This window comes from Acinetobacter colistiniresistens, from assembly GCF_024582815.1.
Lineage (GTDB): Bacteria > Pseudomonadota > Gammaproteobacteria > Pseudomonadales > Moraxellaceae > Acinetobacter.
On the sequence record NZ_CP102099.1, the window covers coordinates 2,729,986 to 2,746,869 of the forward strand.

At 39.6% G+C, this 16,884-nt stretch carries 16 protein-coding genes; 5 read left to right on the forward strand and 11 right to left on the reverse strand.

Features of this window, described 5'->3' with window-relative positions:
* Nucleotide 1: 1 nt before the first annotated feature.
* The 4 genes from NQU59_RS13085 to NQU59_RS13100 all read right to left on the reverse strand — a co-directional run bounded on the left by NQU59_RS13085 (nucleotide 2) and on the right by NQU59_RS13100 (nucleotide 5,977).
* Nucleotides 2–1,060, reverse strand: coding sequence for a T6SS immunity protein Tli4 family protein (locus tag NQU59_RS13085; protein WP_257063739.1), 1,059 nt, complete (start codon nucleotides 1,058–1,060; stop codon nucleotides 2–4).
* Nucleotides 1,061–1,085: 25 nt separating this feature from the next.
* Entirely contained in the window at nucleotides 1,086–3,818 is a 2,733-nt protein-coding gene (locus tag NQU59_RS13090; RefSeq protein WP_257063740.1) for a type VI secretion system Vgr family protein, read from the reverse strand.
* Nucleotides 3,819–3,842: 24 nt separating this feature from the next.
* Nucleotides 3,843–4,820: a hypothetical protein gene (locus tag NQU59_RS13095; RefSeq protein WP_257063741.1), complete on the reverse strand. Its 978-nt coding sequence runs from the start codon at nucleotides 4,818–4,820 to the stop codon at nucleotides 3,843–3,845.
* 461 nt (nucleotides 4,821–5,281) lie between these two features.
* Complete coding sequence (locus tag NQU59_RS13100) at nucleotides 5,282–5,977, reverse strand: type 1 glutamine amidotransferase domain-containing protein (RefSeq protein ID WP_257063742.1); 696 nt, start codon at nucleotides 5,975–5,977, stop codon at nucleotides 5,282–5,284.
* 92 nt (nucleotides 5,978–6,069) lie between these two features.
* On the opposite strand from NQU59_RS13100, the gene NQU59_RS13105 reads away from it, so the two are divergent.
* A complete protein-coding gene (locus NQU59_RS13105) occupies nucleotides 6,070–6,483 on the forward strand; it encodes a MerR family transcriptional regulator (protein ID WP_005241621.1) in 414 nt (137 codons plus the stop codon).
* Nucleotides 6,484–6,590: 107 nt separating this feature from the next.
* Nucleotides 6,591–7,391 carry a type 1 glutamine amidotransferase domain-containing protein gene (locus tag NQU59_RS13110; RefSeq protein ID WP_043970719.1) on the forward strand — a complete coding sequence of 267 codons (801 nt, stop codon included), beginning with the start codon at nucleotides 6,591–6,593 and terminating at the stop codon, nucleotides 7,389–7,391.
* A gap of 222 nt (nucleotides 7,392–7,613) precedes the next feature.
* On the opposite strand, the gene NQU59_RS13115 is transcribed toward NQU59_RS13110, so the two are convergent.
* Both NQU59_RS13115 and NQU59_RS13120 read right to left on the reverse strand, forming a co-directional pair.
* Nucleotides 7,614–8,852 carry an NADH:flavin oxidoreductase/NADH oxidase family protein gene (locus tag NQU59_RS13115; RefSeq protein ID WP_257063743.1) on the reverse strand — a complete coding sequence of 413 codons (1,239 nt, stop codon included), beginning with the start codon at nucleotides 8,850–8,852 and terminating at the stop codon, nucleotides 7,614–7,616.
* 156 nt (nucleotides 8,853–9,008) lie between these two features.
* Nucleotides 9,009–9,839 (reverse strand): alpha/beta fold hydrolase, encoded by an 831-nt coding sequence (locus NQU59_RS13120; protein WP_043970715.1) that lies wholly within the window; start codon nucleotides 9,837–9,839, stop codon nucleotides 9,009–9,011.
* Between the two features lie 422 nt (nucleotides 9,840–10,261).
* On the opposite strand from NQU59_RS13120, the gene NQU59_RS13125 reads away from it, so the two are divergent.
* Nucleotides 10,262–11,158 (forward strand): acetoacetate decarboxylase, encoded by an 897-nt coding sequence (locus tag NQU59_RS13125; RefSeq protein WP_257063744.1) that lies wholly within the window; start codon nucleotides 10,262–10,264, stop codon nucleotides 11,156–11,158.
* A 37-nt stretch (nucleotides 11,159–11,195) separates the two neighbouring features.
* Nucleotides 11,196–12,440, forward strand: coding sequence for a saccharopine dehydrogenase family protein (locus tag NQU59_RS13130; protein WP_257063746.1), 1,245 nt, complete (start codon nucleotides 11,196–11,198; stop codon nucleotides 12,438–12,440).
* A 293-nt stretch (nucleotides 12,441–12,733) separates the two neighbouring features.
* On the opposite strand, the gene NQU59_RS13135 is transcribed toward NQU59_RS13130, so the two are convergent.
* Entirely contained in the window at nucleotides 12,734–13,708 is a 975-nt protein-coding gene (locus NQU59_RS13135) for an NAD(P)H-dependent flavin oxidoreductase (protein WP_257063747.1), read from the reverse strand.
* A 433-nt stretch (nucleotides 13,709–14,141) separates the two neighbouring features.
* On the opposite strand from NQU59_RS13135, the gene NQU59_RS13140 reads away from it, so the two are divergent.
* Nucleotides 14,142–14,441: a DUF3817 domain-containing protein gene (locus NQU59_RS13140; protein WP_257063749.1), complete on the forward strand. Its 300-nt coding sequence runs from the start codon at nucleotides 14,142–14,144 to the stop codon at nucleotides 14,439–14,441.
* Between the two features lie 74 nt (nucleotides 14,442–14,515).
* Here NQU59_RS13140 and NQU59_RS13145 read toward each other — a convergent pair whose 3' ends face one another.
* From NQU59_RS13145 to NQU59_RS13160, 4 genes are read right to left on the reverse strand one after another with little or no spacing between them, the layout of a single operon-like run.
* Nucleotides 14,516–14,698, reverse strand: a complete 183-nt coding sequence (locus tag NQU59_RS13145) for a zf-HC2 domain-containing protein (protein ID WP_257063750.1) — start codon at nucleotides 14,696–14,698, stop codon at nucleotides 14,516–14,518.
* Nucleotides 14,692–15,312: an RNA polymerase factor sigma-70 gene (locus NQU59_RS13150; protein WP_043970709.1), complete on the reverse strand. Its 621-nt coding sequence runs from the start codon at nucleotides 15,310–15,312 to the stop codon at nucleotides 14,692–14,694. Before NQU59_RS13150 ends, NQU59_RS13145 begins: the two co-directional genes overlap by 7 nt.
* A complete protein-coding gene (locus tag NQU59_RS13155) occupies nucleotides 15,309–16,067 on the reverse strand; it encodes an HvfC family RiPP maturation protein (RefSeq protein WP_257063752.1) in 759 nt (252 codons plus the stop codon). Before NQU59_RS13155 ends, NQU59_RS13150 begins: the two co-directional genes overlap by 4 nt.
* The gene (locus NQU59_RS13160) at nucleotides 16,018–16,881 is read right to left on the reverse strand and encodes an HvfB family MNIO-type RiPP peptide maturase (protein WP_043970705.1); all 864 of its coding nucleotides are present in this window, start codon (nucleotides 16,879–16,881) and stop codon (nucleotides 16,018–16,020) included. Before NQU59_RS13160 ends, NQU59_RS13155 begins: the two co-directional genes overlap by 50 nt.
* Between the last annotated feature and the right edge of the window lie 3 nt (nucleotides 16,882–16,884).

A 16,884-nucleotide genomic window follows, 5' to 3' on the forward strand; every position in this document is an offset into this window, starting at 1 on the left:
CTTATTGCTCCTTCTTATTATTTGGAGAGACTTGAAGACTATTTAAAATAAAATCATTCAACCGAATCACTTCTTTCTGGCTCACCACAGCGTTTAAAGGTTCATCTGGATTGACCATGTCAGCACTATCAAAACTAAATTGAATGTATGGATCATTATGATTATCCAGTGTGCCTAAATATTGCCATTCCCCCACTTCATAACCGCGTTCAAAGTGCCCTCTTCGTGACATATGATTCAATACTTCTTCACCAGCCAAACCATTGATAACTTTTTTCTGTTCTCTTAAGTTTTGGATATTAATCAGCGCCTTTGCGACAGCGGGCAGTTCATTCTGATTTTTTTGCATCAGCTCAATTAAAGGTTGATCTGATTCATAAGTAACTCGATGCTCAATATCAGCCCGAACTTGCGGATAACTTGGGAATTTAAAATGTAGATAGCCACCACCAAAAGGATGGTTTTGACTCATATCATCAGCTATAAAAAAATCTTTCCAGCAGAGACCTGCCTGTTCTTCCCCCTTAGATGATCTTATTCTTATACTTTTTAAATTATGTTGTATCCGTTGAATAGAACGATCAAGATATTCATTACTTGCACCACTTTTTAGGAGGAGTAGTTTATTAGGACGAATATATAAATACCCATCAATATTGAATATTTCTTTATCATACTTATTTTCCCTATATACAATAATATGGCTAACTATACGCCCAGTTGGATCTACAGGGCCTTGCATTTCTTGTTTTAATAAAACCCCTTCAGTTTCATGAGGCTCATGCTTTAGGTAATTAATTTTATCATCAATCAATTTTTGAAAAGCATCATAATTTTTTATATCTTCCGCAACTTCAATATTACTGCCGTTGTAGTTAAAGTTGCTATATTCCACTTCTGTTTCTTTCGGTACAGTCATTTCAATACGACCAAAACATACTTTCTTCGGATTACTATAATCAATCACTTGAATTCCTTCCTGCTGTTTCTCAACATTTGAACATGCACTAAAAGAGATTACTGTTAGGGTACAAAGTGCTAAGCACTTAAATAGTTTCATTATTAACCTTCTGTGATGCTTTGCTTTATTCTGGAGAAAATACTTCAATATTTAGCGCAGTCATTACATCTTTAGAAAACACACTGGTTTTACCATCTTCACCAGATACGCCTTCAAAAACCTGTCCATCTTCTGCCGTGATTTTGTACTTCAGATTTTTTGCAGGTTCCCCATCTGGATAATGCAGAATAAAATGTTCATCATAGTTAGATTTCAATTCAGGCATTGCTGGAAGCTGACTAGACAGTGACGCTCCACCACTAACCTTTACTTGACCAGCTTTAAGTTCCATTAAACCAGGACAGGCAATTTCAATATTTCCACCTTCGATTTTGATATATCCCCCACCACTAGTGATGAGAATACCTTTCCCACTTTCTACTCGTACAAGGTCATTGAGTGAATACACATGCATTTGTTGCTTTGAAGAAAGCGTCATTTTTCCTTTTTGTGCTGTGACATCCACATCACCTTCACCAGATTTAATCTTGATCCCTGCATGTTTTGCAAAAATACTGATTTTATCTAATGCCTTTGCAATCCAACTTTTACCTGTGAAAAACTGGAGATTTTTCGGCGTACTGACGTCAATATTCTGTTTTGCTTCGAGCAACATGTTCTCTTTACTGTTGAACACCATTGCCGACTCACTATGTAAAGCGACTAAAGCGTCTGAACCTTCATTCCACTGTTCAATCTTTTCTAAGAGAGAGTTTTGAGATTCTAGATCAGGTTCATCAACTTCATGGGCTGAAGCCAGCTCTTTAAAATATTGATTACTTTCATTATGAAACTTTAAATTTTCATTCATCTTGGATCTTGTTAACTGTTCACCTTGCGCTTGCTCTGATGACTCTGAAGATAAAAGAATTCCCTTTGACGCACGGATCGCCCCCCATGAATCAGTCCTTAACTCAAACCCCTCACCACGACCCTCACTTTCAGCTTTGTCTTTCGGATGGCTTAAATTACCGAGGTTTAATTGAGTTGAACCATGACTGCTATGTAATTGGGCACTGATTTGTCCTGTCGTATCATCAAAACGCAGTTGGTTATAGCCTTCGCCACTGACTTCCTTTGAACGAATCCCACTGAGTTTTTTGGTATCAGGGAGCTGTCCTTTGATATCGAACTTGGTTGGATTCCGTTCTGCTTCATGGATACGTCCTGTCACAAATGGACGGTCAATATTGCCATCAAAGAAGTCAATCACAACTAATTCATCTTTACGAGGTAAAAAGCGTGCGCCATAGCCTTCACCGGCCCAAGGCGTCAGTACATCTACCCAAGCAGAGTCTGTATCATTATCATTTGAACCTGCACCCCCATCATGACTATGATCATCTGTACGAGTGAATAGGAATCGAACTTTAATACGTCCCCATTCATCCACATGGATTTCTTCACCATCTGTCGTAACTTTTGCTCGTTGTACATGTGCAACTGGGCGATGTTGTAATGGATCATATTCAGGAACAACTGCAATACTTCGACGTACAAGCATCAATTCATTGGCTTGGCGTTCTTGTTCGCTATCTTTACTTGTTTCCCAATGACTGAGGCTAAGCAACTTTTCCAATTGATCTTTCAAATCTTTTGGAAGGTTATTCTGATTGTAATAGTGCTTATTCAGTAACAAAAACTCACGATCATCCGAACTATGATTTTTTTCAAGTTCGGGATGATCGACAAGTTGAAACCAATATCCAACTTGAGTATCTCGGACACTGCTGTGTGCGGTAAAGTATTTGGATTGTAAGGCTTGATATTGATTCAGTTGTTTGTTGAGTTTATCTAATTGGCTATTGCTTGATTTTGTGGCTTGATCTTCACCTTTAAGATCACTGATCCATGCAGGGGAAATACTCCATGCTTGTTCTAGGCTGAGACTTTCATTGTCCCGATTGGAACTGTGTTTATGCGAACTGAGTACTGATCCACTAGCATCTTCTTGACTTAAGCTATCAGCTTGCCAGCGTTGTACATGGATCGCTGTAGGTTGTAAGCTACGTTGTGCGATAAAGCTAGTGATGCTGTCATGCTGCTCTGTTGCATTCGACCTATGGTAGCGTATGCTTCGACGTTCAATGGCTTTGAATTGTGCATTCTCATCGACTAAACGTAGTTTTTGTGCTTCAATACTTTGGCTATTACTTGATACAATATAACTAGCCTCATCAATAAGCCAATTGATTGATTCTTCACGCATTAATCGGGTTAGGTATGCATAATCGCTTTCGTTTGACTGCATCGAGAATGGACGAATATCATAAGACTTAGTTAGACCACTCGTATCTAATTTTAGGCTTGAAGCAAATAGAGCACTTTTAGATTGCCATTCCTTGAAAATTACTTCAATAATTTCAACAACATTCTTATTCATAAACACACGGCTATTACGTCGTTTATGCCATAAGCTGGTCGGGTCTTGCATGGTCAAGCGGTATAGACTTAAAGCACCGTCAGATTGTCCTTGAGAAGCGCCTGTAATAATGCCAGTCGTTCTAAACAATCGACCTGAATCAGTCACTTGATCCACAGCCACTTGGGAACCAATAAATTGTTTGAGTTCTATAAATGGATTCGTTGATAGGCAGATCAATTCCGCTGACATTCCTTCATTGATGCCATGAAAGCCATCAATACGTTGTAGCATAATCTGTGAATTAAGTTGTGCATTTGAAAATTGAGCAGAGATGGCACGTTTTTGTGTTCCAAAGCCAAACCTATCTAAAATGCCAAAAATATTATCCAACATTGTTATTTATTGCCTTATTCTTGATCAAAGAAACCTATCAGAATGATTTGTCTGTTTCAATTCTGAATGAGTTTCGATTTGTTTCAATTCAGTTAGAAAGTTGCGGTAGCTTCTTATTACATGTCGACCAATTTGATATTTTTTTTGTAATTCGACAATTGTCATGGTTTCGAGATCAGATTGATGTTGTTTTACCCAATTTATTTTTTGTTGAGTATGTGAAATGTTAAGTATTTTCCTTAATTGGGCTCGACATCCACTTATAAAAAACTTGTTCGTATTAAATTTTTGAGCAATTTGTTCCAATGGAATATCATTTCGTAATAACTCAATCTGATGATCCAGTATCCACTGCCTCTTGTCTTTTAACTGTTGTTGCCATTGTTCAGATTGAGTCGGTATATTTTTTTCTTGGCATGCTAAATCATGGATTATTTTTGAAATATAGTATGAGAAACCAAATTGCTTTTCTATCTCTTTAATATTGAGCCCAGACAACTCTTCTTTATTTTCTTGAAACCATTGAATATGTTTTCTTTCGCAAGTTGATTCACGTTGTAGCTGTTTACGCACAATACCATGATGGAGTAAACGGTTTGTATACGAAACGATTTGGGGCTTTGTAAGGCCATATTTTTGAGATAGTACTTCATAACTGTCATAAAGAATTTCATCTTGGTGTTCAAGAATCCATTCAAAATTGTACGTTACGGGATGGGATAAGAAGAATCCAATCATTTTTCTAAACCGTCGAACAACAGGCTCAGAAAAACCTAGCGTATTAGTGATGTGGACAATACTATGTTGTGTTATATATTCTGCAATTTCATTGGTTAAAATATAATAAAAATTAGCTTGCCCACCATTTTGAGGTGTTTCAGCATATGGCCATCCTTTATAAACCATGATGCCTGCTTGAGTCTTGTATTCTTCGTATACATCCCAGTATTCACCTTCCCAGTCTTTTATAGTCATTATTTTGAAAATTTTATACTTTCCCATTTGTTGCTTTATTTCACCTTCATTATTTTTTAACTTACTGGTTGAAGCCTTATTTAGTCAATAGAGTAAAGGAAATTTCATTTATGCAAATAATTTCATTAAAATTTTTTAAGAAGTCATCTCATTTTATTTCGGTTTGTCCCACTTAATCCCAGTATTCTTTAAATATTGCTAGTGGTACGTTTGGAATAAGAATGACTGGTACGGTACGGACAAGAATGGGTGGTACATGAATACAAGAATATGCAATTAAAAATCTTTAGACAATGCATTGAATCAAGCAGAAATACTCGCAACAGAATTAGCACTTTCTCAGCAACGAAACAGCGAGTTGCATGTTGAATATGAATAATCTCGCTATCTAAAATAAGTAGAAGATCAATGGATTAAGTTTATGGACAGCATGATTCTTATCGGTCACTTTTTCCATTTTCTCTTTAAATTTTCTACTGATGAAAAATTCATGATTTAGCTTCTAATCCCTCAATAATCGCATAGGCCGTGATACGGGCAGAAAATGGATTTTGACCTGTAATCAAGTTTTGATCTCGTACTACATTGGGTAGAAAAGGAATGAATTTTCTTTCATAGAGTGCGCCACGTTGTTTAGCAAGTTCTTCGGCGTTATAAGGAACTTTCTTTGCGACGCCAGCCAACACTTCTTCGCACCACGCAAAACCAGTCAGCTTTTTTCCAGTAATTAAATACTGTCCCGTAGAAAGTCGAACATTAAGCAATCCACAATAGCCATGACAGACACTGGCAACAATACCACCCTTTTCATAAATATTTTTGGTGATGTCCTGTAATTCTGCATTATTCAAAAAGTCCCACATCACACCATGTCCACCCGTGTAATAGATTGCATCATAATCTTGCCAATTAATCTCGGACGGCTTTTTGGTTGTCTCAAGCAGTTGCATAAATGCAGGATCATTTTTGCGTTTCAGGACAGATGAATCGGCAACAAAACGCTCTAATGATTTAGGTTCTATTGGCGATAAGCCACCGTTTGGACTGACAATATCCTGAATATAATTTTGCTTTTCAAACTCATCATAGGCATGGGTAAGCTCACCTAACCACAGTCCAGTCGGTCGATTAATGCCTTCATACTCAGAGACATTGGTTACAACATGCAGGATACGTTTTGACATCTTTCACCTCGGTTTTTAACTTTATTGTTAGGCTTGCTTTTACATCACTATAAGCTTAAAGTTTGCTTGAATGTCAAGAGGAAAACAGCAAGATGAATATCAGCGAATTATCAAAACAAAGTGGTTTAAGCACGCCAACCATTCGTTATTACGAACAAATCAAGCTGTTACCTAAGGCAAAACGTAAATCAAATGGTTATCGTGAATACAATGAAAATGATCTGAAACAGTTATTCCTGATCCAGCAAGCACAGCAAGTCGGCTTTTCTTTGACAGAAATTAAATCCTTTCTCCCTTCCAATTTAACAACATGGAACCATGATATTTTAATTGGCCTGCTCGAAAGTAAAATCAAAGACATTGAAGAACTTGAACAAAAATTAGCAATCAGTAAACAAAATCTGCAATTGATGATTATGGCCATTAATAATAAACCGGATGAAATTACCTGTGAGGAAAATGCACAGCGCTTACTTAATCTTTACTATGTTAAAGATAAAACCTAAGCATGGTATCCAATAAAAGCCATTTATCAGAGATCGATAAAAGCACTTGACCTTAAACCCAACTTTAAACATAGCATTTATCTCAGCTAATCAATGAGGAGCCTGTCATGTTTAAAGCGTGGAATTTTAACAACTGGTTGATCCGTATTTTCATGCTGATGTTGGCGAGTAGTCCAGTCTATGCCGCTGACGCTGCGAAACAGCAAGCTAAAATCAAAGACAAGATTTTAGTGGTCATGACCAACCACTCTGCTTACCCCACTCGATCAGATCACACTGGCTTATGGCTAACCGAACTCACCCATTTTTATGATGTCGCACAAACTGCAGGTTATGACATGGATTTTGTCAGCCCCCAAGGTGGTGCAGTCCCCTTGGATGAGCGTAGCCTCAAGTCAATTTATATGGATCAATCCGCAAAAAAACATCTGGCTGATCCTCAATTTATGCAACGCTTAAACAATACTCTGACGCCCAAAGCTATTGATCCTTCCCACTACAAAGCAATTTACTATACGGGTGGTCATGGCACCATGTGGGATTTTCCCAATAGCCAAGGCTTAAAGCAGATCAGTGAAAAGATTTATCAGCAAGGCGGTGTTGTATCTGCGGTATGTCACGGCGTAGGCGGATTATTGCCGCTTCAAACCGCAACGGGTCAAGCACTCATTGCAGGTCGTACGGTTACAGGCTTTGCCAATATTGAAGAGACCTTTTCAGGGATTAAGTCCCAAGTTCCGTTCTCTTTGCAAGATGGATTGATACAAAGAGGAGCAACATATAAACGGGCTTTTCTTCCCTTTACTTCTTATGTAATCACTGATGATCGGATTATCACTGGACAAAATCCACAATCCAGTAAAGAAATTGCAGTGGCGGTCGTTAAGCGCTTAAAAATATTAAATTAAACATCAGGCCTAAAGCCAGCTCAAAAGAGTTGGTTTTTTATCGGCTCGATGATAGTCAATGGCACAGTCTGTCTGAGGAATTAAATACCTTTGAATTTGGACAGAAGCTATTTCATAAAATCTCCAATTGGTTCACAAAAACCAATGACAGATTTTTCTATCATTGGTTTTTGCTCGATCAATCTATTCTATTGCCCTAGTATTGACAACTTCTTGCTCAGTTTAAGATGAAAATGAATAGGTGCGCATCCGTTTTTTATATTGGCGCGTACGGCAAGTCATTGCTGTTTGCTGTAACGCCAATGCCCAGAGTGGAGATACCTTTGGATTGGTGGTTTTACCCAGACTGAGTTTACGTAACTGGAACTTCACTGTTGCCATGTTGGCAAGCGATGCTAAAGTTTTATTTTCCCATCTAATCGGTTTGAGTTCAGGTGCGTTATTTTGCCCTTGTTTCCATTCATTGGGGAGGTTGGGATCAATCGCGAGTGCTGTGGCAATCCCCACCATGTCAACACCGCTTTCAATCACCTGTTCCGCCACTTGTTTACGACGAATACCACCCGTCACCATCACAGGCATTTTTGCAACTTTAGCAATCTCTTGGGCAAATTCTAAGAAATAAGCTTCACGTGCCAAAGTACGCCCATCGCGTGCCTGACCTTGCATGGCAGGTGCTTCATAACTCCCACCAGACAGTTCGACCAAATCAACAGCCTGTTCATTCAACATCATAACCACTTGCTGCGCATCTTCAGCACTGAAACCACCACGTTGGAAGTCAGCAGAATTGAGTTTGACTGCAACTGTAAAAGTGTCTGAAACCACAGCACGTACTGCTTTGACAATCTCGATCAAAATACGCGCACGGTTTTCTAAAGAACCACCCCATTGATCTTGACGTTGATTGCTCAAGGGCGAAAGAAACTGACTCAATAAATAACCATGTGCTGCATGAATCTCAACACCAGTAAAGCCAGCTTTTTCTCCCAATCGTGCAGTATTGGCAAAACGTTGGATCACTTCATCAATCATGTCTTGGGTCATTTCAATCGGTGTATTAAAACGATCTGACATTTTGCCTAAATCCAGGGCAACTTCTGAAGGTGCCCAAGTTTCTTGACCTAAATTGGCTTGCATTTGACGACCAGGATGATTAATTTGCAACCAAACTTGCGCCCCTTTAGAACGGCCAATTTTCGCCCAGCGTTTGAATGTATCCAAATACTTTTCATCTTCCAGAACCACGCCACCAGGCCCTGTCATGGCACGACGATCCACCATCACATTACCCGTGATAATCAAACCAACACCACCATCTGCCCAAGCTTGATATAAGCGCATCAGTTCTTCAGATGGCGCATGATTTAAATCCGCCATGTTTTCTTCCATTGCAGCTTTTGCAATACGATTTGGGATATACGAACCATTTGGGAAAACTAATTTTTCAAACACTTTCATTTTTGTCACCTCTTTGACGATGTCTTTACTTTAAGATTAAAGTAAACTTTAATGTCAAGCGGTTTTATCTCCGTTCATATATGCGTTCTTAAAATAAAAAAGAGAGGCATCAATGCCTCTCTTTTTCAGTTTAAACTTGAATATCATCAATCACCCTTATGCGCGGATAAATGCCAATAGATCTGGATTAATCACATCCGCATTGACCGTGAGCATCCCATGTGAGAAACCTTTATAGGTTTTTAAAGTCCCATTTTTTACCAACTTTGCAGACAATACCCCAGAGTTTTCATAAGGTACAACCTGATCATCGTCACCATGCATTACCAGTACAGGGACTGAAATCTTTTTTAAATCCTCAGTAAAATCAGTCTGAGAAAAAGCCACAATCCCATCATAATGTGCTTTGGCACCGCCCATCATGCCTTGACGCCACCAATTCCAGATTACTGGCTCGGAAGGTTTCGCATTTGGACGGTTAAATCCATAGAAAGGACCTGCGGGTAAATCATAGTAAAATTGCGAACGGTTTTTAAATAACTGGTTTTGCAAGTCGTCGAAGACTTCTTTCGGTAAACCATTTGGATTACTCGCTGTTTTCACCATAATGGGCGGAACTGCACTGACCAAAACTGCCTTAGAAACATTTGCTTCACCATGGCGTGCAATATAGTGAGCCACTTCACCGCCACCTGTTGAGTGACCAATATGCACCGCATTTTTTATACCGAGATGTTGTACCACCGCAGCGACATCGTCTGCATAATGGTCCATATCATGACCATCCCAAACCTGACTTGAACGACCATGACCGCGACGATCATGTGCCACAACACGGAAACCTTCATTCAAAAAGAATAACAATTGAGCATCCCAATCATCTGAGCTGAGCGGCCAACCATGATGAAAAAATAAGACCTGTGCATCGCGAGGTCCCCAATCTTTATAAAAAATATCTACACCATCTTTTGTCGTAACGTAAGCCATCTTTGTTTCTCCTGTGTAAGATTTACACTGTCGAGTTCTGATCTATGTTCTAATCAATGTTCGTGGAATCACATATTTTTCAAACTATCCGCATGGATAGTGACTCTATACTAAGATTAAAGTTAGCTTTAAGGTCAACATAATTAGTCCCATTCTGATAACAAAAATGTAATTTAATGCTTAATAACTCACAGTGATTGATCCTGCTTAATATTTGAAATCTAAATTTTTATTTCTATAGCACAGACTTTTTGTGCGAATTATCTTTACATTGTTATAACGAATCCGTGATGTGTGTTTCAAGTCATCAATTTTCCTACTTGACTTTAAAGTTGGCTTTAATCTTATAGTGACTCTCAAGCAATCAATGTGCAGGTCTTGGCATAAGACTGGATGGATTGGGTCAATATAGGTTAACCAACATGAATAGTCGTCAGCAATTTACTGAAGTTGAATTTGGAGAGCAAAAAGTCAAAGTACCGAAAGGTGGTTACTATGATCGCTTTAGCATGCATCCCGATTTAGACCAAGTCGCTCAAGATCCTGCAGCGGGGAATATTGATTTCTTCCGTAAGATTCCTAAAAAACTGCTTGAATCCAGAGTCGGCCCTGTTTGGGCTCCCAATTTTTATTATCGTAGCGCTAATGTGCAGGTCCTGATGCTCGCACCGCTTAAACAACTCAAGAAAAAACTGCCTGCTCCTTTAGAACCACTACAGGCTTTTCCGGGTTATGGACTGGCCGCACTCACCTTCTTTACTTATTCTGTTTGTGATAACGACCCATATAACGAAGTCTCAGTCGCAATTGTAGTGCGCCAACCCGATGCACGTGGCCCACATGCACTGGAACTGATCAACTCGATTCGGCAACGACATTTCTATGCTCATGTTTTAGCTCTACCAGTTGATACAGAAATAGCACGGGTACGCGGCGTTTATGGCTATCAGTTGCCCAAGTGGCTGACTGAGATTAATGTCGACATCAACCCGATCGAGGTGAATGCCAATTTGATGGATACGGAAGGAAAAATTGATTTAAGCCTCAGCGCAGCAACGCCACCTTTACAGCAAGTGCAGTCAGAGACACGAACCAGTGAAGCAACAATGCTACATTTGGTGGATCACAAATGGCATCAAACACACGTGCAATCGAATATCCTCTCTTTTGCACAAACCTTGTTGCCGAGAAAAGTGAATTTGGTTCGTCATGGTGGGCCTTTAAGCCAGTTATTGGATGAACTTGGTGCATCGAAAATTCTTCGTTTAGATGTGATTCAAGATGCCCAAGTTGCGCTACATTTACCGCAAGCACTTTAAAAATTCAAACGATCAAACAACTAAGGAAAAATAACACATGAACCAAACAAAATATGATCTTGTGGTCTTCGGCGCCACCAGTTTTGTTGGCCAGATCCTCACCCGATATCTGGCAGAATACTTTGCTGACCACAAAGAACAGCTGAATTGGGCAATTGCAGGACGTTCACAGCAAAAACTACAACACGTAAAAGATGCTTTAGGCACAGCAGGACAAGCTATCCCGATCTTGGTTGCTGATGCCAACAATCAAACCGAACTCGATGCGCTTTGTGCACAAACCCGTGTAGTGGTCTCAACGGTTGGCCCATATGCTTTATACGGTGAACCTTTGGTTCAAGCTTGTGTAAACAATGGGACAGATTATTGCGATCTGACTGGAGAAACCCAGTGGATTAAACAAATGATCACTAAATATGAAGCGCAAGCCCAGCAATCAGGTGCGCGTATTGTGCATTGCTGTGGTTTTGACTCAGTTCCATCCGACATGGGGGTCTATTATTTACAACAACAAGCACAGCAACAGTTTAATGCACCTGCGACCCAAGTCAGCATGCGAGTCAGAACCTTAAAAGGTGGTGCATCGGGTGGCACAGTGGCAAGTTTGATCAATGTCGTTCAAGAAGCCGCTGCCGACCCTGCTTTACGTAAAGATCTGCTCAATCCCTATATCCTTTGTCCTGCAGATCATGGCAATACCCAAAGACAAATTTATATCAAAACAGCCAAATTCGACCCCGATTTTAATGCATGGATTGCACCTTTTGTGATGGCTGCTGTCAATGAACGTGTGGTCCATCGCTCAAATGCCTTATCTGGCAATGCCTATGGCAACAACTTTAGCTATAACGAAGCCATATTGACGGGTGAAGGGCTAAAAGGACGATTAAAAGCTTTAGGCGTGGTTTCTGGTCTAGCTGCTTTTATGCTCGCGGCAGTGAGTAAACCAATCAGCCAAGTCATGGAACGTTATTTATTGCCAAAACCAGGTGAAGGCCCAACTCCAGAACAACAGCTAACAGGCCGATTTGACCTACGTTTTGTGGGTAAAACAGATGCAGGACAAAGCCTGAAAGTTAAAGTCACAGGTGACCGTGATCCTGGTTACGGTTCTACAGGAAAAATGTTGGGACAAGCTACATTGAGTCTTGCAATTGACCATGCCAAAGACAGTGAAAAAGTTGGACGTAACGGTGGATTTTGGACACCTGCGACGATGTTTGATGATCGCTTCATTCAACGTTTAACTGATCATGCAGGGCTCAAATTTGAACAGATTTGAAACATTCTCTTATAACTGCTCTATCAAATTACTTAAGTTTAAATCGAAAAATATTCATGTGTCCCCTACATGATGAATATCAAGGAATCACATGACAACATTCTGTTTATTCCTGATGATCTCGGCTTAGGTGAAAGCGGTATTTTTTGGAAATCTTTATGATGGTTTAGTCGCATTTATTGCCACAGGCCGAATTCCGTGACAACAAGGTAAGCATAGTGAGCGCTCATCATTTAAAAAACCCGCCTAATAAAATGTATCAGGCCTTAAAGATTAAGGCCTGATATCGAAACTTAAAGCTTGAGACGTGTTCTTGCTGCAAAATATTCTCTTTCAAGCCGACTCACTAGTTGCTCGACTGAAGTCGTGGCTTTAATTGCATTTAACCCTTGTCCGCATCCCCAAATATCACGCCATGGTTTGACCTTGTGCTGTGTACCATCTTCATTCGGGGTACTGAAATCCATATCTTTCAGATTACCTTCAGGTAAATCAGCAGGATCAAGACCCGCCGCGCGAATACTTGGTGCAAGATAGTTACCATGCACACCAGTGAATAGATTGGAATAAACAATTTCATCTGAATTGTGATCGACTATCGCCTGCTTATAAGCATCTTCAGCATTGGCTTCATGGGTGGCAATAAATGCTGAACCAATATAAGCAAAGTCTGCCCCCATTGCCTGTGCTGCAAGAACCGCATCACCTGTAGAGATCGCACCCGATAAAGCCAGCGGTCCATCGAACCATTCACGGATTTCCTGAATCAATGGAAATGGACTCTTCACGCCGGCATGACCACCTGCACCTGCTGCAACCGCAATCAAACCGTCCGCCCCTTTTTCAATCGCTTTCTTGGCAAAGGTATTATTGATGACGTCATGCAAGACCAAACCACCATAGCTATGGGTGGCATCATTAATCTCGGTTCGTGCGCCCAAAGACGTAATCACAATCGGTACTTTGTATTTGACGATGAGTTCCATGTCATGTTCCAGACGATTATTACTTTTATGCACGATCAGGTTAATTGCAAAAGGTGCCGCAGGTCGCTCTGGATGTAAAGCATTATGTTCAGAGATTCCTTCGGTAATTTCTTTTAACCATTCTTCCAGTTTTTCGGCAGGTCGTGCATTCAATGCCGGCATCGAGCCAATTACACCTGCTTTACATTGAGCCAACACCAACTGCGGCGTACTAATAATAAACAAGGGCGACGCAATGACAGGGAGTTTCAGGTTTTTCATTAATTCTGGAATTTTTGACATCACTTTTATCCTTTAGATATTCATTATTTCAGATAGATAAAGCCAATTTTAGAAATAATAAGCATTTCGCTATTCTTTAAATTCACTCAATCATATCGGGATAAAAGTTTTTATGCAACAAGTTGCATAAATTCTATATTCACTCCACTTGCTTGATAAAAAATGATAAGCTCATCGAATAATAAACACCTATAAAAATTATAAATATTAATAACTTAATATTTTTAAAATTATTTTTAATCTGTAAGACAATTATATATCGTCGTGAATTCTTGAAAAAATTTAGAAATTTCTGCTTTTAGAACATGCTTTTATCCGCTTTTATAAAGGTTATTAAATAAGAATCGTTACCAACAATATCAATGCGATAGCGCTTAAAGATGATATGCTGCGTTAATTTTTGATTCTCTTATTCATCTCTCGGAGCTATGTTATGAGCACAATGACAGAAAAATTGCGGCAAATGCGGTTTACTTCTGTACTCGAAGCAGTAACCTTGTTGCTGTTATTTGTTGTGGCAATTCCCTTAAAGTACGCATTTGATTTACCGATCGCGACAAAAATCATGGGACCTATTCATGGTCTGGCGTTTTTATTCTATCTTTGGAATTTGGTGCGCACCGCTTCGCTTTGGTCTGGTATCGAATTGTTCAGATTATTTGTGCTGGCCTTTATTCCGTTAGGTGGTTTCTTTAACGAAAAATACATCGCACAACGTCAAACCAAGCTATAAGTTTTAGATGCTGATCATAAAAAAGGAAGTTCGATGATTTCCTTTTTTGTTTTGAAGCACATGACAAAATCGATCTACTCTTGATCAACTTGCCTAAACGCTTGTGCAAGTTGGCTTAAGTTTTTGATCTGTTTACCATAACGGCGACAGGAACGACAAGCCAACAAGTGTAGTTGTAGATGAGTCTGCTCACGAAGTAATAAAGGTCTATCCTGCTTTTCGGATAATAATTGGGTGGCTTGGCGGCATGTCAACATGAACAATCCTCCTGCAATAACCATTTATTTTCTAAACATTCACGTAACCGTGTTCGGCTGCGATACATCAGTACGTTAAAATGTGAAACCGTCAGTTCAAGCTTCTCGCAAATTTCAGTGCTACTCAGCTCAATCATTTCACGTAACATAAATACCTGCGCATATTTAGCAGGTAAATGATTGAGACAAGCATCAAAGATTATCCAGAAATCTTGTTGCTCCATCATCTCTTCAGGGCTTTGCCATGCTTGTGGCGCTTCATATTTATGCCAATGACCTGAGGCGTCAAATAACGCTTCGATACTCAGCTCACTCTCTTCATCCTTAAAGAGTTCACTCATACTGACTAAACGAGATTTCTGCCGAATCAAATCTATAATCTTATTTTTTAAAATTGCAAATACCCAAGTTTTAAACGCCGCCCGTCCTGTAAATGAATCTAGATGCTGAAATGCGCTGGTCAATGCTTCCTGAACCACATCCTCTGCCTGCGGCAATGAAGCAAGCTGCAAGACAGCAAACTTAATCATTTGCTGTCTTAAATCCTGTAAAAAAGCAGGATTATGCAACTGATGGAATAGGTCATCATGTTTTGCTGCTGAAGCTGAATTCATCCCTGTATCTCATCATTATTATGCGGAACGTGAATTAATCTTAACCGAGTTAATAATGCTTTTAACCCATAAATTTGTAGTTGAATTTGCTCTTCATCAAAATCAGGAAGTATTGATTGAATCAGTCGCTGTAGATCTTGTTCAATAACCCTATTCTGTTGGATGAGTTCGATCATCGCAGCATATAAAGGTGACACAACCTCAACGCGAACCTGATCGAGATCATCTCGCCATACCAAAATCACACTTGGCGCTTGTTGTACCTGTTCAAGCTTCATTGTCGTCGTCCAACGATAAACAGGATATTGATAGACTAATATCCAAACTTGGGTGGTCAACTGCCAATCTTGATCTTCTATCAGAATAGGCGTTTCGATTTCAACCGTATCCAAATAGAGTTCTAACCATTCATACTGTAATAATTCGTTTAACCAGGGATAGTCTTGTAATATCTGATGCTGCTGTTCAGTGAAATACTCTCGAAACTGTAAAGAAATATCGTTATAGAACGGTGACTGACATTGCGACTTCTGGAAAAATTCTGCCAATAATTGTTGCCATTGTTGCTCAGCAAACATGCTACGTGCAACAGGAAATACCAAGTTGATAAAAGAGCAGACATTATTAAATAGCAAATCCCGATAGACTTGCATACGATTCACTGCAAAATTTTGAGGGGGCTCTAATTCAGGATCACGAATCCAGTCACAAAACTGTCGTTGCGTAGTGTGAAAGGATATTGGCTTTGCTTTCATCACGACTCTCCTGTTGTTGCATGATTTTGATTCTGTTCAACTCATCTTGTAGCTGCTGCCATGATGGAATATTAAAGTCACGTTCTAATAAGGTCGGTTTAACACCATAAATTTGATAAGTGTATTGTAAAAGCTGCCAAACAGGATCATTGATTGCAGCTCCATGTGTATCAATCAATAGGTTTTTTTCAACTTGTTCATGACCTGCAATATGTAAGTAACGAATCCGCTCTTTGGGCATTGCATCAATAAATGCATAAGCATCACTGCCATGATTCATGCTATTCACATAGACATTATTCACATCAAGTAGTAATTCACAGTCTGCTTTTAACAGTACTTCACGTACAAATTCGGCTTCATGCATTTCTGCATTGGGCATTAAATACGTAGAGACATTTTCAATCACCAGTCGCTGCCCCAAAATATCCTGTACACGTAAAATTCGTTCCGCTACATAATCAACAGCAGCTTCTGTCATCGGGATCGGTAATAAATCATATAAATAACCACCATCGTGGGTATAACTTAAGTGTTCTGAGTAAATCGGTACTTGATAGCGTTGTAGAAAATTTTTAACTTGCTGGATAAATTCAAGATTGAGTGGATGAGGCCCACCAATGGATAAAGACAGTCCATGACAGATTAAAGGCGCTTTCTCCACACATTGCGAGAGTAGCTTGGCATGCCGACCGCCAAAACCCATCCAGTTTTCAGGAGCTACTTCGATAAAATCTGCAGCAGTCTCAGCATTTAAAAACTCATCAATGAACTCACGTCTTAAGCCCAGACCTACACCAACCAATTCAGCCATGTT